Consider the following 21867-nt stretch of genomic DNA (forward strand, 5'->3'; position numbering starts at 1 on the left):
TCCCTTCTTTTCACAATACGGGATACAATCAATTTCCGCTGTTTGACGCGCCAACCGATTCCTCCCATGAGCGATACGAACCCGGATCCCAAAACTTCGATCCAGGTGATCGAACGCATGATGCGCCTGCTCGATGCACTCGCTGCGCATAGCGACCCGGTCAGCCTGAAAGAACTCGCCATCCGCACGGAGCTGCACCCGTCCACCGCGCACCGCATCCTGAACGATATGGTGATGTGCCGGCTGGTCGACCGGTCGGATCCCGGCACCTACCGTCTCGGTATGCGCCTGCTCGAACTGGGCAATCTGGTGAAGGCGCGGCTGTCGGTACGCGACGCGGCGCTCACGCCGATGCGCGAGCTGCACCGTCAAACCGGGCAGACAGTGAATCTGTCGGTGCGTCAGGGCGACGAGATCGTCTATATAGAGCGCGCCTATTCCGAGCGCTCCGGCATGCAGGTGGTGCGAGCGATCGGTGGGCGCGCGCCGCTGCATCTGACCTCGGTGGGCAAGCTCTTCCTCGCCGCAGACGAATCGACCCGCGTGCGGGCGTACGCCACGCGCACCGGCCTGTCCGGTCACACGCAGAACAGCATCACCGATCTGACCAAACTCGAACGCGAACTGTCGCACGTGCGCCAACAGGCGTGCGCGCGCGATAACGAAGAGCTGGAACTGGGCGTGCGCTGCATTGCAGCGGGGATTTACGACGACACCGGCAAGCTGGTTGCGGGCCTGTCGCTGTCCGCCCCAGCGGATCGTTTGCAGGACTCATGGCTCGGGCAGCTCAGCCAAACGGCCCTGTTGATTTCCGAATCGCTTGGTTATCGCCCGCAGACACCGCAGGAGCATGCGCATTCCCAGCACGCCTAGCCGGCCGCCGCCCTCCTCCGGCTCAATAAAAAGGCCTCGCAATTTGCGAGGCCTTTTTTCTGGCCGGTCCGAAAACCGGCCACTCGAGCATGTCAAGGCAACTTCAGGTGCCCGGGCCGCTGGCATCCGCGCTGGTAATGCGCGGCTGATCGCCACCATTGTCGAGCCATGTGCGCAGACGCGTTGCATCCGCAAAGCGCGAGTACTTACCCGACGAGTCGAGTAGCACCATGATCATCGGACGGCCGTGAATGGTTGCCTGCATCACGAGGCACTCGCCCGCTTCGTTGATGAAACCGGTCTTTTGCAGACCGATGTCCCACGTCGGGTTGCGCACCAGCGCATTCGTGCTGTTGTAAGCCAGCGAACGCTTGCCCGTGTACACCTCGTAGCTGTGATCGGTCGAGAACTTGCGGATCAGTGGATACTGATACGCCGCATTGACCATCTTCACGAGGTCACGCGCGCTCGACACGTTCTGGCTCGTCAAACCCGTAGGGTTTTCAAAGTGCGTGTCGGTCATGCCGAGTTGTTTGGCCTTCGCGTTCATGGCCGCGAGGAACGCCGGACGGCCGCCCGGGAAATAACGCGACAGCGACGCGGCCGCGCGGTTCTCCGAGGCCATCAGCGCGATGTGCAGCATGTCTTCACGCGAGAGCACCGAACCCACCGACAGACGCGAGCCGGTGTTCTTTTCGTAATCGCGGTCTTCGTCGGTGACTTCGATCTGGTCGGTCATCGGCTCTTTCGAGTCGAGCACCACCATCGCGGTCATCAGCTTGGTAATCGACGCGATGGGCACCACGGCGCGCGAATTCTTGTCGAACAGCGATTCGCCCGTGTTCTGGTCGATCACGTAGGCAACGCTTGAACGCAGCATCAGCGCGTCCGGCGTTTCGTGCAGACCGAAAGCCTGGCCGACGCTAGGCTGACGCGGCTCGTAGGCGACGCGGCGCACCACCGAGTGGTGGCGGCCGTTCAACGAGTACGTCACGCGCTTGCGTTTGACACTCGCGCGCGGTGCGTCGTCACCTGCGGCGGCCGCGGTGTTCGCAGCGGCGCCGTTGGCGGCCTTCTTGCCCGACACTTTGTCGGCGGTGGCCGCGGCGGGCTTTTTGGCTGCTTTCGCGTGTTTGGAGGTTTGTGCCGGGGTGGCGGGCGTGTCAGCAAAAGCGCTGACAGGTGTGGCGAACGCCGCTGCGATGACCATGGAGGCGGCCACCGACAGAGCGGTGCTGCGCGCCGCGCCGTGGATCGCTTTTAGCGACGAAAACATGTCGGTTTTCATGGGTGTTCGGTAGGGAGCGGCGAGAGGTTTCCGCAAGTGTAGTAAAACAACGAAAAATTAGCAATTTGAAGCACTTATGGGCGCTCCTTAAACCGGCTTGTAAGCTCCGATCGCAAAAAAAAACAAATAAGTGCCGCGCTTCGATCGAAAAAAACGATCGCCCGCGCGCTTCGCCTCGCCTGTACCGCCAGAATCGAGGGGATTCTTTCAGCATAACGGCAATTTCGAGACAACCTTGATCAGGGGAAATACGGTTAGAGCGCAGGCATGTAAAGCCTTGCCGACGCACCGGAACGTTGCAGGGCTTCGCCGCAGGCTGTTAAACACCTGCTGGAGACCGCCAACGCGCATTCGACCGGTATAGAGCATTAACGTTCCGTGACACTTTCTGGTTTACATCGGGATGGCCAATTGATGGATTTTTTGTCAAACACATTGTTGCTTTCTTCGCACCAGCGCCGCCCTCGCCTTGCGGTCAAAATCGGCCTTGAAATCGGTAACACGTACCGATTCCTCCCGCACCAGCACAGTGCAACGGACAAATTAACTTGCGTCACACGAGTGTCATGCCTGCCGTATAACGTACTGTTTTATCAGTAATTTATCGATATTGTGCGACGCACAAAAAGCGCTTGACATTCGTTGTGACCATCCTAGAATGGGAACCATTGCTGCGATGCACAAAACATCGCGGTCCGGGGAGACGATCCTGAATCGTCTTGCCACTAACCCAATGCGGTCCGCACAGACAGGCCGCAATCCAGGAGCGTAAACCATGACTCTGCTGACCCCTGAGCAATTCGCCGCAGCCCAGAAAGCCAACTTTGAAACGTTGTTCGGCCTGACGACCAAAGCATTTGAAGGCGTCGAAAAGCTGGTTGAGCTGAACCTGCAAGTCGTCAAATCGACGCTCGCGGAAAGTCAGGAAAACGCCCAACGCGCGCTGTCGGTGAAGGACGCGCAGGAATTGCTGGCGCTGCAGGCAAGCCTCGCACAGCCGGTGGCTGAAAAGGCGCTGTCGTATGGCCGTCACGTGTATGAGATCGTTTCGGCAACGCAAGGTGAATTCACCCGCGTCGCGGAAGCCCAATTCGAAGAGCAAAACCGCAAGGTCCAGGCGCTCGTCGAAAATGTTGCAAAGAATGCCCCGGCCGGCTCGGAAACCGCTGTCGCCGTGATGAAGTCGGCTATCACCGCCGCCAACACCACGTACGAAACGGTCCACAAGGCGACCAAGCAAGCTGTCGAGATCGCTGAAAGCAACTTCAATGCAGCCGCAACGGCCGCATCGAAGGCAGCATCGCAAGCCGCTGCACAAGCATCGCGCTCGGCAAAGAAGACGGTTTAAGATTCAACAACAAGCCGGCCTGCCGCCAGGCAAAAGCCGGCAGTATCGAAAGCAACGGTGCCGGGTGGCGGTGCGTAGCCCTTATACGCCGCGCTGCACGGCCGAACGCTCCGATACGTTGAACAGCGTATCGTTTGCCCGGCGAAAGCCGGGATTTTTTTCCCGCGGTTTCCTGTGTGTTTTACGCGGGTTCAATGTCCCAGCCGGAAAATGCTCCACGCTGCGTGCCGTAAAAAAATGGCGCATCCCTTTACAGGATGCGCCATTTTTTTATGCCTGCCTTTAAGGACCGCTCAGGTGCGAGCGGTCCTTCCGCATTACTTCTTTTTCTGCGGCGGCAGGTCGGTGCAGACGCCTTCGTACAACTCGGCGGCCATCCCGATCGACTCGCCGAGCGTCGGGTGCGGGTGAATCGTCTTACCGATATCCGTAGCGTCCGCCCCCATTTCGATCGCGAGGCACACTTCGCTGATCAGGTCGCCGGCGTTCAAACCGACAATCCCGCCGCCGATCACGCGATGCGTTTCTTCGTCGAACAGCAGCTTGGTGAAACCTTCGTCGCGGCCGTTGGCGATCGCGCGGCCCGAAGCGGCCCACGGGAACACCGCCTTGCCGTACTTGATGCCTTCGGCCTTCAGCTGATCTTCCGTCTTGCCGGCCCAAGCCACTTCCGGATCGGTGTAGGCCACCGACGGAATCTGCAGCGCATCGAAGTACGCCTTCTCGCCGTGCGCCACTTCAGCGGCGACGTGAGCTTCGTGCACGGCTTTGTGCGCGAGCATCGGCTGACCGACGATATCGCCGATCGCGAAGATGTGCGGCACGTTGGTGCGCATCTGCTTGTCGACGTCGATGAAGCCGCGATCCGTTACCGCGACGCCTGCCTTGTCCGCGCCAATCTTCTTGCCATTCGGCGTACGGCCGACGGCGACCAGCACGAGGTCATAGCGTTGCGCTTCGGCGGGGGCCTTTTCGCCTTCGAACGACACGTAGATGCCATCGTCTTTCGCTTCGGCCCCAGTGGTTTTGGTCTTCAGCATGACGTTGGCAAAACGCTTGCTGTTGTACTTCTCCCAGACCTTGACGAGATCGCGATCCGCGCCGGCCATCAGGCCGTCGAGCATTTCGACCACATCGATCTGTGCGCCGAGCGTGGCGTAGACCGTTGCCATTTCGAGCCCGATGATGCCGCCGCCGATCACCAGCATGCGTTGCGGAATCTGACGCAGTTCGAGCGCGCCGGTCGAATCGACCACCCGCGGATCTTCCGGAATGAACGGCAGCTTCACCGCTTCCGAGCCTGCGGCGATGATTGCCTGCTTGAACCTGACGACCTTCTTGCCGCCTTCGGTCTGCACTTCCATGTGATGCGGATCGACGAACGAGCCGGTTCCCGTCACGACTTCGACCTTGCGCATCTTGGCCATGCCGGCGAGACCGCCGGTGAGCTTCTTGACGACGCCCGACTTGAAGTCGCGCAGCTTGTCGAGATCGATTTGCGGCTTGCCGAACGTAATGCCATGTGCGCCGAGCGCTTCTGCTTCGTCGATAACAAGGGCCGTGTGCAACAGCGCCTTCGACGGAATACAGCCGACGTTCAGACAGACACCGCCGAGCGTGGAATAACGTTCGACGAGCACCGTCTTCATGCCGAGATCGGCCGAGCGGAACGCGGCCGAGTAACCGCCGGGGCCTGAACCGAGCACGAGCATGTCGCACTCGATATCCGCGTTGCCGGAGAAGCTGCCGGCTTGCGGAGCGGGCGCGGCAGCTTTCGGTGCAGCAGCGGCTTGCGCCGGCGCTTTCTCAGGTTCTTTGGCCGGGGCCTTCGGTGCCTCTTTAGCGGGCGCCGCGTCCGCCGACGACTCGACTAGCGCGATGACTGTGCCTTGCGAGACTTTGTCGCCGGCTTTGACGCGCACTTCCTTGACGGTGCCGGCAGTATCGCTTGGCACTTCGATGGAGGCCTTATCGGACTCGAGCGTCATCAGCGCCTGTTCGTTCTCGATGACATCGCCCGGTTTGATATTGACTTCGACGACATCGACGTCCTTGAAGTCACCGATATCCGGCACTTTTACTTCGACGAGACTCATAGTGTCCCCTTCTCTTATTGATCGTGATGAGGTGAAGAACCCGAAAAAAACAGCCTAAAAGCTGGCAACGCCCTGGACAGAATCATCCTTTGCCGTCCGCCCAAGGACGCGCCTTTCTTTTGCCTACTTTTCTTTGGAAGACAAAGAAAAGTAGGTGCCGCCCCGCACAGGGGCGACGCTAATAGACCACTAAGAAAGCAGGTTCTACAGAAGGGCGCGGATAACAGACAAAAAACAAACAAAACCCGCGCCCCGCGCAACGCCATCACCAGATCAAAGAATCACACGCCGAAAATCGGCAAGAATCGCACCCAGATACGCATTGAACCGCGCCGCCGCGGCACCATCAATCACCCGATGGTCATACGACAACGACAGCGGCAGAATCAAACGCGGAACGAATTGCTTACCATCCCAAACCGGCTTCATCGCGCCACGCGACAACCCGAGAATTGCGACTTCAGGCGCATTGATAATCGGCGTAAAGTGAGTCCCGCCAATCCCGCCCAGGGAAGAAATCGAGAAGCAACCACCTTGCATCTGATCCGGCTTCAGCTTGCCATCACGCGCAGCCTTCGAAAGCTCGGCCATTTCCTTCGCGATATCGATCAAACCCTTCTTGTCCGCATCGCGAATCACCGGAACAACCAGACCATTCGGCGTATCGGCAGCAAAACCAATGTGGTAGTACTGCTTGAACACGAGGTTATCGCCATCGAGGCTGGCATTGAACGTCGGGAACTGCTTCAAAGCGGCAACCACCGCCTTGATCACGAACGCCAGCATCGTGATCTTCACGCCGGCCTTTTCGTTTTCCTTGTTCAACTGCACGCGCAGCGCTTCGAGATCGGTGATGTCCGCTTCGTCGTTGTTCGTGACGTGCGGAATCATGACCCAGTTGCGATGCAGATTCGCGCCCGAGATCTTCTTGATGCGCGACAGCGGCTTCGGATCGACCGGGCCGAACTTGGTGAAGTCGACCTTCGGCCACGGCAGCAGATTCAACTCGCCGCCACCCGCAGCTGCCGGTGCGGCAGCGCCGGCCGGCGCAGCACGCTGGCCCGTCATCACACCCTTGATGAAGCCGGTCACGTCCGCTTGCGTAATACGGCCCTTCGGACCCGTGCCCTGCACTTGCGCCACATCGACACCGAGTTCGCGCGCGAACTTGCGCACGGACGGTGAAGCGTGGCTCGCATGGCGAGCACCGCCTTCGCCAGCCGGAATCACCGGCGCCTGTGCAAGCGCGGACGGCGAAGCCGGAGCGGGCGATGGCGTTGCCGGCGCGTCCGACGGCTTCTCGAGCGCTGCCGGTTTTGCCGCAGGCGCCGGAGCCTGCGCAGCAGCACCGCCTTCAGTTTCCACCACGACGATCACCGAGCCTTCCGACACGGTATCGCCCACCTTGACCTTCAATTCCTTGACGATGCCGGCGGCCGAGCTCGGCACGTCCATGGTCGCCTTGTCGGATTCGAGCGTCACCAGCGACTGCTCTTTCTCGACGCGATCGCCGACCTTCACCGCGACTTCGATCACGGGAATGTCTTTGTAGTCGCCGATATCCGGCACTTTGACTTCTTGCAGACCACCACCGCTTGCAGCCGGCGCAGCGGCCGGGGCCGGCGCGGGAGCCGGTGCGGCGGCAGGTGCCGGAGCGGGCGCTGCAGCGGCACCGCCTGCAGCGCCGTCCAGCACGACGATCAGCGAGCCTTCCGACACGTTGTCGCCCACCTTCACCTTCACTTCCTTGACGACACCGGCGGCCGAGCTCGGCACGTCCATGGTCGCCTTGTCGGATTCCAGCGTGACGAGCGATTGCTCTTTCTCGACGGTATCACCCGCCTTCACCAGCACCTCGATCACAGGGATGTCCTTGTAATCGCCGATGTCCGGCACCTTGATTTCGATCGCTTGACTCATTGTTAGTGTCTCCTGGGCCGCGCACGCCGCCTGCTCCTGTCGATCAGGGGCAGGCGCGCACGCCGTGGCACACGGGGAATGATGCCTTAGACGGTCATCGGGTTGGGTTTGGCGGGATCAAGGTTGTACTTCTTGAGCGCCTCGGCGACGACCTTGCGCTCGATCGTGCCTTCATCTGCCAGTGCATTCAACGCGGCAACCGTGACCCAGTAGCGGTCGACCTCGAAGAAGTGACGCAGCTTTTCACGCGTGTCCGAACGGCCATAGCCATCCGTGCCCAGCACGACGAACTTCTGCGGCACGAACGCGCGGATCTGCTCGGTCAGCGCGCGCACGTAGTCGGTCGATGCGATGACCGGACCTTGCGCGTCCTTCAGCAACTTCTCGACGTGCGAGAGCTTCTTCTCTTCGGTCGGGTGCAGCAGGTTCCAGCGCTGCACTTCGTGACCTTCGCGAGCCAGTTCGGTGAAGCTCGGCACGCTCCACAGGTCGGCAGCAACGCCCCAGTCGCTCTTCAGAAGATCGGCAGCGGCGATCACTTCATTGAAGATGGTGCCCGCGCCCATCAGCTGAACGCGCGGCGCCTTCTTGTCAGCGTCGGCCTTCCTGAACGAGTACATACCCTTGATGATGTCGGCCGCTACGGCATCGCCCTGCGGAATCGCGGGGTGCTCGTAGTTCTCGTTCATCACCGTGATGTAGTAGTACACGTCTTCCTGGTCGGCGACCATGCGGCGCAGACCGTCCTGCATGATGACCGCGAGTTCATAGCCGAACGTCGGGTCGTAGCTGATGCAGTTCGGCACCGATGCGGCCCACAGGAGCGAGTGGCCGTCTTCGTGCTGCAAACCTTCGCCGTTCAGCGTGGTGCGGCCAGCGGTGCCGCCCAGCAGGAAGCCGCGCGAGCGCATATCGCCCGCCGCCCATGCCAGATCGCCGATACGCTGGAAGCCGAACATCGAGTAGAAGATGTAGAACGGGATCATGATCTCGCCGTGCGTCGAGTACGACGTCGCGGCTGCGATCCAGTCACACATACCACCGGCTTCGTTGATGCCTTCCTGCAGGATCTGACCGGTTTCCGATTCGCGATAGAACATCAGCTGGTCGGAATCTTCCGGAATGTACTTCTGGCCTTCCTGATTCCAGATACCGATCTGGCGGAACAGGCCTTCCATGCCGAAGGTACGCGATTCGTCCGGCACGATCGGCACGATGCGCTTACCGAGCGCCTTGTCTTTCAGCAGGATGTTGAGGATCCGCACGAACGCCATCGTCGTGGAGATCTCGCGGCCTTCGCCCGTGCCCTTCAGCAACGGCTCGAACGCGTCCAGCGCCGGCACCGGCAGCGACTCGGCCTTCTGACGGCGCGCCGGCAGATAACCACCGAGGTCCTGACGGCGGGCACGCATGTACTCGAGTTCCTTCGAACCTTCTTCGAACTTGAGGTACGGCACGTGGACGAGGTCGTCGTCGGAGATCGGCAGGCGGAACTGGTCGCGGAATTTCTTCAGCTGGTCCACGTGCAGCTTCTTCTGCTGGTGGGTGATGTTCATCGCCTGACCGGCTTCGCCCATGCCGTAGCCCTTGATCGTCTTCGCGAGAATGACGGTCGGCTGGCCCTTGGCGTTTGTCGCTTCGGTGAACGCTGCGTAGATCTTGTGCGGATCGTGGCCGCCGCGGTTCAGGTTCCACACGTCTTCGTCGGACCAGTCGGCCACCAGCGCCTTCAGTTCCGGCGTATTGAAGAAGTGCTCGCGAACGAACGCGCCCGACTCCGACTTGTACGTCTGATATTCGCCGTCGACGACTTCCATCATCCGGCGCATCAGCGCGCCCGACTTGTCGCGTTGGAACAGCGCATCCCAGCGGCTGCCCCAGATGACCTTGATGACATTCCAGCCGGCGCCGCGGAATTCGCTTTCGAGTTCCTGAATGATCTTGCCGTTACCGCGCACCGGACCGTCGAGGCGCTGCAGGTTGCAGTTGATCACGAACACCAGGTTGTCGAGGCGTTCGCGGCCGGCCATGCCGATTGCGCCGAGCGATTCCGGTTCATCCGTTTCGCCGTCGCCGAGGAAAGCCCAGACCTTGCGGCCTTCGGTCTTCGCAATGCCGCGCGCCTGCATGTACTTCATGAAGCGTGCCTGATAGATCGCCATGATCGGGCCGAGGCCCATCGAGACGGTCGGGAATTGCCAGAAGTCCGGCATCAGCCACGGGTGCGGATACGACGAGATGCCCTCGCCGCCCACTTCCTGACGGAAGTTGTCGAGCTGGTTTTCGCTCAGGCGGCCGAGCAGGAACGCGCGCGAGTACACACCCGGCGACGAGTGGCCCTGCACGAACACGAGGTCACCGCCATGTTCGGCCGACGGTGCGTGCCAGAAATGGTTGTAGCCGACGTCGTACAGCGTGGCGGCCGACGCGAACGAGGCGATGTGGCCGCCGACGTTCGTGTCCTTGCCCGCGCGCAGCACCATGGCGATGGCGTTCCAGCGCGTGTACGAGCGAATCCGGTGTTCGAGGTCCTGGTCGCCGGGGATCGGCGCCTGACGCGACACAGGAATCGTGTTGATGTACGGGGTGTTTGCGGAGAACGGCAGATGCTCGCCGTGTACACGGGCGAATTCGATCTGTTTCTCAATCAGGTAGTGAGCGCGATCGGGGCCCACAGCAGAAATCACGCCATCCAGCGCTTCCAGCCATTCGCCGGTTTCCTGGGGATCTTCGTCTTTTTCGGCGGCGACATATTTCATGACTTCGTCGGGTACAGCGGACATGCTCGTCTCCTGGATGTAGAGGAACGCTCTTTGAACAGACGACGCGGACGAAGCACGACCGCGGCAGCTTCGGCCGATTGTAAAAGGGGTCCCGACGTCCGCGCAACAAAATTTTCAAATTACGAGATCGATTCTCATAATGCGAAAAATTGTTGCGGCGCAACCTGATTTGACTGCCGATCGACGGATACGTCGGCTAGTTTGCGCCGAATAACGGTTCTTTCAGCGCTTTTTTGCGCCATTTGCTAGTGACCCGCTGCGCTACAATGCCACGCATGTTGACCGAACGGCTTTTCGCTCGCTCGGCGCGCACCGCCGGTTCGCCGGCGGATTCGACGCCGTCCTCCCGCTGGCACCACGGACCGTGGTGGTCGAACTCCTATTTGCTCACGCCGCTGCTGTCGATCCTGGTGTTCCTGGTCGTCATGAGCCTGATTCTGTGGAGCCTGAACCGGCGCGAACAGCAGCAGCAGGAAGACACGCTCTACCGCAATGTCGCGTGGGCGCAGCAGCAGATCCGCCTGTCCATGACCGGCGCTCAGGAACAGATTCAGGCCCTCGCCCGCGACCTTGTCGCCGGCCACGCCGATCCGCATTCATTCCAGGTGTCCACCACGGACATCATGCAGGGGCATCCCGAGATCCTCTACATGAACTGGTACACGAGCCAGCAGCAGCCGCGCTGGCCCAATACCGCACTCCCCGTGTTCGGCCAGCGCCTCGCCAAGCCGAACGACGCGCAGATGGACGAAGCCGTCAAAGCCGCCTTCAACGAGGCGCGCAATACGCGCCGCCAGGTGTACTCGCCGCTGATCTACGACGACCTCGGCAATGGCTACATCACGCTGCAGACACCGGTCTACCGCGACCGCGACTTCCTCGGCACGATTGCCGCCGTGTTCTCGGTCGAAGGGATCCTGAAGCACGACATTCCGCCCGAGTTGTCGGCCAAATACAAAATCTCGATCATCGACGTGAACAACCGCGAGTTGACCACCACGTCGACCCGTCCGCGCCTGCCGCGCGACATGTTCTACGATCTGCCGCTCGATCCGCCTGGCCAGGGCGTCTCGGTGCGCGTCTACGCGTTCCCGCAGATGACCAACTTCACCAACAACACGCTGGTCTGGCTGGTGGCCGGGCTGTCGTGCTTCGTGCTGTGGAGCCTGTGGAGTTTGTGGAAGCACACGCGGCAACGCTTCGAGGCGCAGCAGGCGCTCTACGCCGAAGCCTTCTTCCGCCGCGCGATGGAAAACTCGGTGCTGATCGGCATGCGTGTGCTCGACATGCACGGCCGCATCACTCACGTCAATCCGGCCTTCTGCCGCATGACCGGTTGGGATGAAAGCGATCTGGTCGGCAAGAATGCGCCGTTCGCTTACTGGCCGCGCGACGCCTACCCTGAGATGCAACGCCAGCTCGACATGACGCTGCGCGGCAAGGCGCCTTCTTCGGGCTTCGAGTTGCGGGTGCGCCGCAAGGACGGTTCGCTGTTCCATGCTCGCCTCTATGTATCGCCGCTGATCGACAGCTCGGGCCGCCAGACCGGCTGGATGTCGTCGATGACCGACATCACCGAACCGAAGCGCGCACGCGAAGAACTCGCCGCCGCGCACGAGCGCTTCACGACCGTGCTTGAAAGTCTCGACGCCGCCGTCTCCGTGCTGGCCGCCGATGAAGCCGAACTGCTGTTCGCCAACCGCTACTACCGCCACCTGTTCGGCATTCGCCCGGACGGCCATCTGGAATTGGCGGGCGGCGGGTTCGACAGCACACAGGCCTCGTCCGATTCGATCGATATGGTGGATACCTACGCGGGCCTGCCCGCCGCCGCGCTAACCCAAAGCACGGCCGATGCGCAGGAAGTCTACGTGCAGAACATCCAGAAATGGTTCGAAGTGCGCCGCCAGTACATCCAGTGGGTGGACGGCCACCTCGCGCAGATGCAGATCGCAACCGATATCACCACCCGCAAGCAGGCTCAGGAGCTCTCGCGCCAGCAGGACGAGAAGCTGCAGTTCACCAGCCGCCTGATGACGATGGGCGAAATGGCCTCGTCGCTCGCGCACGAGCTGAACCAGCCGCTCGCCGCGATCAATAACTATTGCTCGGGAACCGTGGCGCTGGTTAAGTCCGGTCGGACGACGCCTGACAATCTCCTGCCCGTGCTCGAGAAAACCGCCCAACAGGCGGTGCGGGCCGGCATGATCATCAAGCGCATTCGCGAGTTCGTGAAACGCAGCGAGCCGAAACGCCAGGCCACGCGCGTGGCCGACATCGTGGCCGACGCCGTGGGGCTCGCCGAACTCGAAGCGCGCAAGCGCAAGATTCGCATCGTGACCGATCTGCGCTCGCGCCTGCCGGTGATTTACGTCGATCCGGTGCTGATCGAGCAGGTGCTGGTGAACCTGCTGAAGAACGGCGTCGAAGCCATGTACGATGCGCGCCCGAATGCGGTCGACCCCGTGATTCGCGTCGTCGTGCGACTGGAGAGCGGGTTTGTCTGCATCAGCGTCGTCGACCAGGGGCCGGGCGTCGACGAAGCGACAGCCGAGCGTCTCTTTGAACCGTTTTACAGCACCAAGTCCGATGGTATGGGCATGGGGCTGAACATTTGCCGTTCGATTATCGAATCGCACCGCGGCCGTCTGTGGGTGGTCAACAACGTCGAATCTGACGGCCACGTCACAGGCGCCACGTTCCATTGCAGTCTGCCTATTGGAGAGCCTGACGGCCCGAGCAACGGCGGGTCAGAGGCGCCGACACCACAAACCGTTACGGGAGAGCTATGAACAGCCCAGTCACCACACAGGAAACAGTCTTTGTCGTCGACGACGACGAGGCCGTGCGAGATTCGCTGCGCTGGCTGCTGGAGGCGAACGGCTACCGCGTGCAATGCTTCTCCAGCGCCGAGCAGTTCATCGACGCATGGCAGCCGCATACGCACCCGGGCCAGATCGCATGTCTGATTCTCGATGTGCGGATGTCCGGCATGAGCGGTCTCGAGTTGCAGGAACGCCTGATCGCCGACAACGCATCGCTGCCGATCATCTTCGTGACCGGCCACGGCGACGTGCCGATGGCCGTCTCGACGATGAAGAAAGGCGCGATGGACTTCATCGAAAAACCGTTCGACGAAGCCGAACTGCGCAAGCTGGTCGAGCGCATGCTCGACAAGGCGCGCAGCGAAAGCACCAGCGTGCAACAGCAACGCGCCGCGGCCGAACGCCTGGGCAAACTCACCGCGCGTGAGCACCAGGTGCTCGAGCGCATCATCGCGGGCCGCCTGAATAAGCAGATCGCCGACGACCTCGGGATCAGCATCAAGACGGTCGAAGCACACCGCGCGAACATCATGGAAAAGCTCAACGTCAACACGGTCGCCGATCTGCTGCGCCTCGCGCTGTCGAACAAGCCGCAACCGGCGCAATAACAAGACGCACAACGGGCGCGTCCCATCGCACTGGGCGCGACTGAGTTTCAACGGCCGGACTGTTGAAAAGTCCGGCCCGTTCCGTCCTCCTTCCCTTCCTTCCCCCCTTCCTCCCTCCTCTCATCCCTCTGCTTCGCAGCAACTACGCGCGGCATGGCTCGACGCACCTGCACCTGCACCTGCACCTGCACCTGCACCTGCATCCGCATCCGCATCCGCTAATCATTACGCATTACTCAGCATACGCTCACGTCGCATGGCAATAACTTCTTTCCTCTGACAAGATTGACAAGCCCGTCTGCGTCCCTTAATTTACGCAGAACTCCTTAGCAGGAATCGCTGATGCCCGATGAGCACAGGACAGATGAACTGCAGTTGTCGTACTCGGCATCGCCAGGTGATGCAAAGCAGGTGAAGTGGCATAGCTGCTTCGCTGGCGTATGTGTCATATCGATCGGTTCGGCCACACCTGAACCATCCACCGCCCTCCTAACTACGTTCCACATTTCATTGCACCGGAGCAACGCAGCATGCGCTGCGCATCGACTTCGCATGTCTAACACTACCGCGAGGATTTCATCGTGAAACGATCCGGAGCACACCGTTCGCGTGTGTTGCTTGTTTGCGCCGCACTTGCGGGCACGCCACTCTTCGCCGGTCTGGCCATGCCGAGCGCGGTGTATGCGCAAAGCCCTGCGAAGGTGTCGAACCAGCAACTCGATTCGCTGACCGCGCCCATCGCGCTCTATCCCGACGCACTGCTCGCGCAGGTGCTGATGGCCGCTACCTTCCCGCAAGACGTGCAGGCTGCCGCCGCGTGGTCGAAAGCGAACTCGAAGCTGCAAGGCGACGACGCCGTCAAGGCGGTCGCGTCCGAGCCGTGGGACCCGAGCGTGCAGTCACTGGTCGCCTTCCCGCAAGTCCTCGCGACAATGGCGTCGAAACCCGACTGGGTCTCGCAACTCGGCAACGCCTTCCTGGCCCAGCCAAACGACGTGATGGACTCCGTGCAACGCTTGCGCAAACAGGCGCAAGCCGCCGGCAATCTGAAGACGAGTTCACAGCAGAAGGTCGTGGTCGAACAAAGCACGATTCAGATCGTGCCGGCCAATCCACAAGTGGTGTACGTGCCGACGTATAACCCGACTGTCGTCTACGGCGCCTGGCCCTATCCCGCGTACCCGCCCGTATATGTCCCGCCGCCGCCCGGTTATGCAATCGCGGCCGGTTTCGCTACCGGCCTTGCGTTCGGCGCCGGTGTCGCCGTTGCCAATTCGCTGTGGGGCGGCTTCAACTGGAACACGCATGACGTCAACATCAACGTGAACCGGTACAACAACATCAATGTGAACAACCGGATCAATGTAAATAGCAGCACGACGAACTGGAACCGCAACACCAACGTCAATCGCAACGTCAACAACACCAACGTCAACCGCAACGTCAACAACAACCTCGGCGGTACGCAGCGCGATGCCTATCGCGGCCGTGACGACGGGGCTCGCGCCCAGGCGCAGCAGACCTTGCAGAACCGGACCGGCCAGAACCTGAGCGGCAGCGCGAGCCAGCGCGTGCAGGGGATCCACCAGGGCGGCACGCAGAACGCCGATCTGCAAAACCGCGCGCAGAACGCCAATCGCGATAACGCGTTACGCGGCGCCGGCGACGGCAACGCCGCGCGGCAGGACACGCAGCGCGGCCAGGCAAGCCGCAACGCGGCAGCGAACCGCTCCGGCAATGGCAGCTTCGGCGCCAATGGCGGCGGCCAGCAGCGCACGGGCGGTGGTCTCGGTGCAAACGGCGGCGGCGTCCAGCGCGGTGGTGGTGGCGGCGGCAACAACTTCGGCGGTGGCGGTGGTGGCGGCAGACTGGCCGGCGGCGGTGAGCGCCAATTCGGCCGCAACCGTTGAACGATCAAGAGGAGTCTCGAATGATTCGCTTATTTCGACGCGGCGCCTTGCGCGCTCACGCTCTGACACTCGCCGTCGCCCTCAGCACGGCCGGCACCCTGCTGGTGGCGCCGGTACTGCTGCTCGGCGCAACTTCCGCACACGCCCAAGCGGTCTATCCCACTGCCGATGACGCCGCCAATGCGTTCGTCGATGCCTTGGCCCGCAACGACGAAAGTGCGCTCAAACACGTGCTCGGCAACGATTTTCACCGCTTCATTCCTTCCGAAGGAATCGGCGAGGACGACATCTACCAGTTCCTTGGCGCATGGTCGAAAAGCCATCAGATCGTCGAGGACCCGGTGAAGAGCAAAGGTCGCGCAACCGCGCATCTGGCGGTCGGCGACAGTGGCTGGACCTTGCCGATTCCGCTCGTGCAGGCCGCGCACGGCTGGCGCTTCGATCCGCCCGCGGCGCAGGACGAGATGCTGACACGCCGCATCGGCCGCAACGAACACGCGGCGATCCTGACCTCGCTCGCCTACCTCGACGCGCAAAACGACTATCACAACCTGACCCACCACTACGCACAGCGCTTCGTCAGTACGCAGGGCCAGCATGACGGCCTGTATTGGGCGACGGCGCCCGGCGAAGGGGAAAGCCCGCTCGGACCGCTCGCCGCCACCATGCCCAACGGCACCCTCCCGAAAGAGGCCTATCACGGGTATCACTACCGGATTCTGACGGCGCAAGGTCCGCACGCGAAGAGCGGCGCGCAAAACTACGTGGAGAACGGCGTGCTAACCAAAGGGTTCGGTCTGATCGCCTCGCCGGCTGAATACGGCAAGACCGGTGTGATGAGCTTTATCGTCAATCAGGACGGTCAGGTCTATCAAAAGAACCTGGGGCCGCAATCCGCACGCGCCGCAGCGGTCATTAAATCGTTCGACCCGGACGATAGCTGGCAGCCGGCGCAAGAATAGCGGGCGAAGCCGTTCGGCAGCCGCGGCGGCGTACCACCCGGAATCCGTACATGGCGCGCCATGCCAGGCCGGTATAATGTCGGACTTTGCAGCGCTGCTTATCCCTGATTCGCGCCGCGCGCTTTTCATGTGCCGCCCCGTTTCCGGTGAAAAGCGCCATCGCACGTGCCACACACACGCGCCTGCGCCCTGCTCCGCTTTCCAAACTGCCCATCTCGACCGACCATGACTGCCAAACTGATCGACGGCCTCGCCCTATCCAAGACCCTGCGCGCCGAAGTCGCCACGCGTGCCGCCGCCCTTACCACTCGCGGCCATCAGCCGGGCCTCGCCGTGGTGCTGGTCGGCGACAATCCGGCCAGCGAAGTCTACGTGCGCAACAAGGTCAAGGCGTGTAATGACAACGGCCTTGGTTCGTCGTTCGACCGCTATCCGGCCGATCTGCCGGAAGCCGATCTGCTGGCGCGCATCGACGAACTGAATCGCGACCCGCGCATCCACGGCATTCTGGTGCAACTGCCGCTGCCGCCGCATATCGACAGCCACAAGGTGATCGAGGCGATCGCGCCGGAAAAGGACGTCGACGGTTTTCACGTCGCCAATGCGGGCGCACTGATGACCGGCCGGCCGCTGTTCCGCCCGTGCACACCGTACGGCGTGATGAAAATGCTGGCGGCCTATGAGATTCCGTTGCAAGGCGCGAACGCGGTGGTGATCGGCCGCTCGAACATCGTCGGCAAGCCGATGGCGCTGCTGCTGCTCGAAGCCGGCGCAACCGTCACGATCTGCCATAGCAAGACGCGCGACCTGGCCGCCCATACCCGTAACGCCGACGTGGTGGTCGCCGCCACCGGCCTGCGCAACATTCTCACGGCGGACATGGTGAAGCCCGGCGCAGCCGTGATCGACGTCGGCATGAATCGCGACGAAGCCGGCAAGCTGTGCGGCGATGTCGATTTCGCGGGTGTCAAGGACGTGGCCGGCTACGTCACGCCGGTGCCGGGCGGTGTCGGTCCGATGACCATCACGATGCTGCTCGTCAACACGATCGAAGCCGCCGAGCGCGAAGCCGCCGCAAAGGCTTAAAGACGCGAACTCGTGCCGGCGAAGCGGTTTCGCCGGCAGGCACGGCTTCAATGCCTGATCGCCATACGTCACGCCAGCCATCCTCCTGAGCACGCCGGGAAAAAAGCCAGAATGCGGCAGGGCAGCAACTCCCACCGTCCGGCTTCGTACAGCGTGCAGCTGCACAGCGGGAGCGGCGAGTCAGGGGCAACACCGCGGCGCCTGCCCGCCGCCCGAACACTGTCTGAACCGCGCGCGGCATTCGCTCCCGCGCACGCAGTCGCGCGACATCTGATAATTTGTCTGCCGACGGATTGGAATCGGCGCGCCCCGCCCCAATAATGTCCTCATGGAGTGTCATCGGGGCGTCCTCGCGCGCGCCCGTCGATGCACCGATTACCCGTTCACCCGCGTCAGACAGGAAGCCATATGTCCACTACCCCCTCGAAGCACGACAATCCGCTCCTCGATTTCTCCGACCTGCCGCGCTTTGGCGAAATCCGCCCCGAACACGTCACCCCTGCCCTCGATATCCTGCTCGCCGATGCAGCCGCCGCTGTCGAGCGCGCCGCCCAGCCGATTACACCGGCTTCGTGGTCCGACGTGGTCGAGCCGGTCGAGCGCGCCACAGAACCGCTGTCGCGCGCCTGGAGCGTGGTCGGCCATCTGAATGCCGTGGCCGATACGCCGGAACTGCGCGCCGTGTACGGCGAAAATCTGCCGCGCGTGACCGAATTCTGGTCGAGCGTCGGCCAGAATCTCGCGTTGTACGAGAAGTACAAGGCACTGAACGCCAGCGACGATTTCGCCTCGCTCACGGGCGAGCGCAAGAAGATCCTGGGCAACGCGTTGCGCGATTTCCGCCTGTCGGGTGCGGAATTGCCGGAAGACCAGAAGCCGCATTTCGCCGCATTGCAGGAACGCCAGGCGGGGTTGTCGAAAGCGTTTTCGGATCACGTGCTCGATGCGACGAACGCGTACACCTATATCGTCGAAGCCGGCGATGAGGCACAACTGGCCGGCCTGCCCGAAGACGTGATCGAAGCCGCGCAGGAAGCGGCCGAACGCGAAGGCAAGACCGGTTACAAATTCACGCTGCACTTCCCGTCATATTTCCCGGTGATGCAATACTCGGAAAATCGCGCGATGCGCGAAGCGATGTACCGCGCGTATGTGACGCGCGCGTCGGAACTCGGTCCGCAATATGGCTACGGCAAGCCGGAATGGGACAACACGGCGGTACTCGCCGAACAACTGAAACTGCGCGCGGAAGAAGCGCACATGCTCGGCTACAACAACTTCGCCGAAGTCTCGCTCGCGCCGAAGATGGCCGAGTCGCCGGCGCAAGTGATGACCTTCCTCGAAGATCTCGCCACGCGCGCGCGTCCGCACGCCGAACAGGACTGGAAAGAACTGCGCGAATTTGCCGCGACCGAACTCGGCATGACCGACCTGCAGCCGTGGGACATGACGTTCGCCGCCGAACGTCTGCGCCAGAAGCGCTATTCGTTTTCCGAGAACGAAGTCAAACAATATTTCCCGGAAGACATCGTATTCAAGGGCCTGTTCAAGGTCACCGAAACGCTGTTCGGCGTGCGCATCCGTCGCGACGAAGCGGCCGTCTGGCATCCGGACGTGCGCTTTTTCCGCGTCGAGAATCAGGACCGCGGCCTCGTCGCCCAGTTCTATCTCGATCTGTATGCACGCGAAGGCAAGCGCGGCGGCGCATGGATGGACGATGCGCGTGGCCGTCACAAGCACACGCACGGCAGCGTGCAAACGCCGGTGGCGTATCTGACCTGCAACTTCTCGGCGCCGGTCGGCGGCAAGCCTGCCTGCTTCACGCATGATGAAGTGATCACACTGTTCCACGAGTTCGGCCACGGACTGCATCACATGCTCACGCGTGTCGATGAACTGGGCGTGTCGGGCATCAACGGCGTCGAGTGGGACGCGGTTGAATTGCCGTCGCAGTTCATGGAAAACTTCTGCTGGGAGTGGGACGTGTTGAGCGACATGACCTCGCACGTCGATACCGCCAAGCCGCTGCCGCGTGATCTGTTCGACAAGATGCTCGCCGCGAAGAATTTCCAGAGCGGTCTCGGCACGTTGCGCCAGATCGTGTTCTCGATGTTCGACATGCAGCTGCACACCGGTTTCGATGCGTCCGGTACGAAGAACGCCACCGAACTCGCGAGCGAGATCAACGAGCGTTTCCACGTGGTGCCGCAAGCGGCGTTCTCGCGTTGGCCGAACACGTTCAGCCATATTTTCGCGGGCGGTTATGCGGCGGGCTACTACAGCTACAAGTGGGCTGAAGTGCTGTCCGCCGATGCGTATGCCGCGTTCGAAGAAGCCGCACAAGCCGCGAGTGGCAGCGTGCTCGATCAGGCAACCGGCCTGCGTTATCGCAAGGAGATTCTGGAGGTGGGCGGCAGCCGTCCCGCGATGGAATCGTTCAAGGCGTTCCGCGGCCGCGAGCCGAATATCGATGCCTTGTTGCGCCACAACGGCATGACGCCTGGCGCGGCGCATTGATCTCGCGTTGAAGCGGCAGTCGGCGTTGCGGACCGCGCCGACGTCGATAAACAAGCCGGTGACCTGCTCATGAAAAAACACCCCAAATCGTTGGACGGGTGTCCAACTTTTGGGGTGCAGTTCAAAGTTACCGGCTTTTTCATTCTCGCACCAGTATGCGGCGCGCGGCTTAAGCGCGATGCAGTTTGAAATCCACCTGCGCAGGACGCCCTTCCAGCGACAACGCCGCGTGCGCAGCAGGCGCACGGCTCACCACCTTGCCCCGGCTCACCACCGCGAGCCGCGCGGCGCGCAGACGGATCGCTTCGACCGGATCGCGTGCGTCGAGCAGCACGAGATTGGCAGCGCTTCCCGGCGCGATGCCGAAGTCTTCCAGACCGAGAATACGCGCGGCATTCACCGTGACCGCGTCGAAGCACGCATGCATGCCCTCGACGCCCGTCATCTGCGCAACATGCAAACCCATCTGCGCGACTTCGAGCATGTCGCCCGAACCGAGGCTGTACCACGGGTCCATCACGCAGTCGTGGCCGAACGCGACGTTGATGCCCGCTGCCATCATCTCCGGCACGCGTGTCATGCCACGCCGTTTCGGATACGTGTCGCTGCGGCCTTGCAGCGTGATGTTGATCAGCGGATTGGCGATCGCCGCGACGCCCGACTCGCGCATCAGCGGCAAGAGCTTGCTGACGTAGTAGTTGTCCATCGAATGCATCGAGGTCAGGTGCGAACCGGTGACGCGCCCATGCAAGCCGAGCCGTTGCGTTTCGGCTGCGAGCGTTTCGATATGGCGCGACATCGGATCGTCCGATTCGTCGCAATGCATGTCGACACGTAGGCCCTGCTCCGCCGCGAACTCGCACAGCATACGCACGGACTGCGCGCCGTCGGCCATCGTGCGTTCGAAATGCGGAATCCCGCCGACCACGTCGACGCCCATCGCAATCGCCCGCTTGAGATTCTCGAATGCGCCGGCGCTGCGCAACACGCCGTCCTGCGGAAACGCAACCAGTTGCAAGTCGAGATACGGTGCGACGCGGCGCTTCACTTCGATCAGTGCCTCGACCGCGAGCAAGCGCGGATCACAGACATCCACGTGACTGCGAATCGCCAGCAGACCGCGCGCGACAGCCCAGTCGCAGTACTGCAGCGCGCGCTCGATCAGCGCCTCCTGCGTGAGGTCAGGCTTCAGTTCGCCCCACAGCGCGATGCCTTCCAGCAAGGTGCCCGACGCGTTCACGCGCGGCAGACCGTACGACAGCGTCGCGTCCATGTGGAAATGCGGATCGACGAATGGCGGCGTAACGAGCGAACCGGCGGCGTCGATTTCTTCGCGTGCGCTTGCGCTTAGATTCGGTTCGACGGCGACGATGCGGCCCGCTTCGATGCCGATGTCGACCGGCTGCTTGTGACGCGGCGCGGCGCTCGGCGGCAGCATCGCGCGGCGGATGATCAGATCCATGGTTCGCTCCCTGTTGACCGCTCTTTGAGTGACTACGATTCTATCGGCGCCAGAAAGTGCGTGGCGACGTTTTAGCAAGTCGCCGTACCGGTGCGCAGAGGGGAATCCGTACCGGCTGCGTGCACTGGCGCCCGCCTATACTCGACTTTCGAATGCTCGGTGCCTGGCGTTCAGCGTTCAGCGTTCAGC

At 62.0% G+C, this 21867-nt stretch carries 13 protein-coding genes; 8 read left to right on the forward strand and 5 right to left on the reverse strand.

Annotated elements, in window-relative coordinates; translation table 11 throughout:
• The first annotated feature begins 66 nt into the window (after positions 1-66).
• Positions 67-873 (forward strand): IclR family transcriptional regulator, encoded by an 807-nt coding sequence (locus P3T22_RS20805; protein WP_063496640.1) that lies wholly within the window; start codon positions 67-69, stop codon positions 871-873.
• A gap of 103 nt (positions 874-976) precedes the next feature.
• Here the strand turns inward: P3T22_RS20805 and pbpG are convergent, their stop codons facing one another.
• Positions 977-2161: a D-alanyl-D-alanine endopeptidase gene (gene pbpG / locus P3T22_RS20810; protein WP_429325971.1), complete on the reverse strand. Its 1185-nt coding sequence runs from the start codon at positions 2159-2161 to the stop codon at positions 977-979.
• Positions 2162-2936: 775 nt separating this feature from the next.
• Between pbpG and P3T22_RS20815 the strand changes: the two genes are divergently transcribed.
• Positions 2937-3509: a phasin family protein gene (locus P3T22_RS20815; protein ID WP_063496642.1), complete on the forward strand. Its 573-nt coding sequence runs from the start codon at positions 2937-2939 to the stop codon at positions 3507-3509.
• A 317-nt stretch (positions 3510-3826) separates the two neighbouring features.
• On the opposite strand, the gene lpdA is transcribed toward P3T22_RS20815, so the two are convergent.
• The 3 genes from lpdA to aceE all read right to left on the reverse strand — a co-directional run bounded on the left by lpdA (position 3827) and on the right by aceE (position 10308).
• On the reverse strand, positions 3827-5605 hold the full coding sequence (gene lpdA / locus P3T22_RS20820; protein WP_429325972.1) for a dihydrolipoyl dehydrogenase: 1779 nt from the start codon (positions 5603-5605) through the stop codon (positions 3827-3829).
• A gap of 273 nt (positions 5606-5878) precedes the next feature.
• Positions 5879-7525: a dihydrolipoyllysine-residue acetyltransferase gene (gene aceF / locus P3T22_RS20825; protein ID WP_429325973.1), complete on the reverse strand. Its 1647-nt coding sequence runs from the start codon at positions 7523-7525 to the stop codon at positions 5879-5881.
• An 86-nt stretch (positions 7526-7611) separates the two neighbouring features.
• On the reverse strand, positions 7612-10308 hold the full coding sequence (aceE, locus tag P3T22_RS20830; protein WP_429325974.1) for a pyruvate dehydrogenase (acetyl-transferring), homodimeric type: 2697 nt from the start codon (positions 10306-10308) through the stop codon (positions 7612-7614).
• A gap of 275 nt (positions 10309-10583) precedes the next feature.
• Between aceE and fixL the strand changes: the two genes are divergently transcribed.
• From fixL to P3T22_RS20860, 6 genes are all read left to right on the forward strand, one after another.
• Positions 10584-13100: an oxygen sensor histidine kinase FixL gene (fixL, locus tag P3T22_RS20835; protein ID WP_429325975.1), complete on the forward strand. Its 2517-nt coding sequence runs from the start codon at positions 10584-10586 to the stop codon at positions 13098-13100.
• Positions 13097-13741, forward strand: a complete 645-nt coding sequence (fixJ, locus tag P3T22_RS20840; protein ID WP_011488992.1) for an oxygen response regulator transcription factor FixJ — start codon at positions 13097-13099, stop codon at positions 13739-13741. Before fixL ends, fixJ begins: the two co-directional genes overlap by 4 nt.
• A gap of 581 nt (positions 13742-14322) precedes the next feature.
• Complete coding sequence (locus P3T22_RS20845; RefSeq protein WP_429325976.1) at positions 14323-15651, forward strand: DUF3300 domain-containing protein; 1329 nt, start codon at positions 14323-14325, stop codon at positions 15649-15651.
• A gap of 20 nt (positions 15652-15671) precedes the next feature.
• Positions 15672-16613: a DUF2950 domain-containing protein gene (locus P3T22_RS20850; protein WP_429325977.1), complete on the forward strand. Its 942-nt coding sequence runs from the start codon at positions 15672-15674 to the stop codon at positions 16611-16613.
• A gap of 225 nt (positions 16614-16838) precedes the next feature.
• The gene (gene folD / locus P3T22_RS20855) at positions 16839-17699 is read left to right on the forward strand and encodes a bifunctional methylenetetrahydrofolate dehydrogenase/methenyltetrahydrofolate cyclohydrolase FolD (RefSeq protein ID WP_063496649.1); all 861 of its coding nucleotides are present in this window, start codon (positions 16839-16841) and stop codon (positions 17697-17699) included.
• 408 nt (positions 17700-18107) lie between these two features.
• A complete protein-coding gene (locus P3T22_RS20860; RefSeq protein WP_429325978.1) occupies positions 18108-20216 on the forward strand; it encodes a M3 family metallopeptidase in 2109 nt (702 codons plus the stop codon).
• Between the two features lie 169 nt (positions 20217-20385).
• Here the strand turns inward: P3T22_RS20860 and P3T22_RS20865 are convergent, their stop codons facing one another.
• Positions 20386-21678 carry an amidohydrolase family protein gene (locus P3T22_RS20865; protein WP_429325979.1) on the reverse strand — a complete coding sequence of 431 codons (1293 nt, stop codon included), beginning with the start codon at positions 21676-21678 and terminating at the stop codon, positions 20386-20388.
• Positions 21679-21867 lie beyond the last annotated feature (189 nt).

The organism is Paraburkholderia sp. GAS348 (genome assembly GCF_050434205.1).
Taxonomy (GTDB): Bacteria; Pseudomonadota; Gammaproteobacteria; order Burkholderiales; family Burkholderiaceae; genus Paraburkholderia.

Bases quoted from the DNA above. Each gene is read 5' to 3' on its own strand.
- P3T22_RS20805 (WP_063496640.1), top strand. From the start codon at position 67: ATGAGCGATACGAACCCGGATCCCAAAACTTCGATCCAGGTGATCGAA.
- pbpG (WP_429325971.1), bottom strand. From the start codon at position 2,161: ATGAAAACCGACATGTTTTCGTCGCTAAAAGCGATCCACGGCGCGGCG.
- P3T22_RS20815 (WP_063496642.1), top strand. From the start codon at position 2,937: ATGACTCTGCTGACCCCTGAGCAATTCGCCGCAGCCCAGAAAGCCAAC.
- lpdA (WP_429325972.1), bottom strand. From the start codon at position 5,605: ATGAGTCTCGTCGAAGTAAAAGTGCCGGATATCGGTGACTTCAAGGAC.
- aceF (WP_429325973.1), bottom strand. From the start codon at position 7,525: ATGAGTCAAGCGATCGAAATCAAGGTGCCGGACATCGGCGATTACAAG.
- aceE (WP_429325974.1), bottom strand. From the start codon at position 10,308: ATGTCCGCTGTACCCGACGAAGTCATGAAATATGTCGCCGCCGAAAAA.
- fixL (WP_429325975.1), top strand. From the start codon at position 10,584: ATGTTGACCGAACGGCTTTTCGCTCGCTCGGCGCGCACCGCCGGTTCG.
- fixJ (WP_011488992.1), top strand. From the start codon at position 13,097: ATGAACAGCCCAGTCACCACACAGGAAACAGTCTTTGTCGTCGACGAC.
- P3T22_RS20850 (WP_429325977.1), top strand. From the start codon at position 15,672: ATGATTCGCTTATTTCGACGCGGCGCCTTGCGCGCTCACGCTCTGACA.
- folD (WP_063496649.1), top strand. From the start codon at position 16,839: ATGACTGCCAAACTGATCGACGGCCTCGCCCTATCCAAGACCCTGCGC.
- P3T22_RS20860 (WP_429325978.1), top strand. From the start codon at position 18,108: ATGTCCACTACCCCCTCGAAGCACGACAATCCGCTCCTCGATTTCTCC.
- P3T22_RS20865 (WP_429325979.1), bottom strand. From the start codon at position 21,678: ATGGATCTGATCATCCGCCGCGCGATGCTGCCGCCGAGCGCCGCGCCG.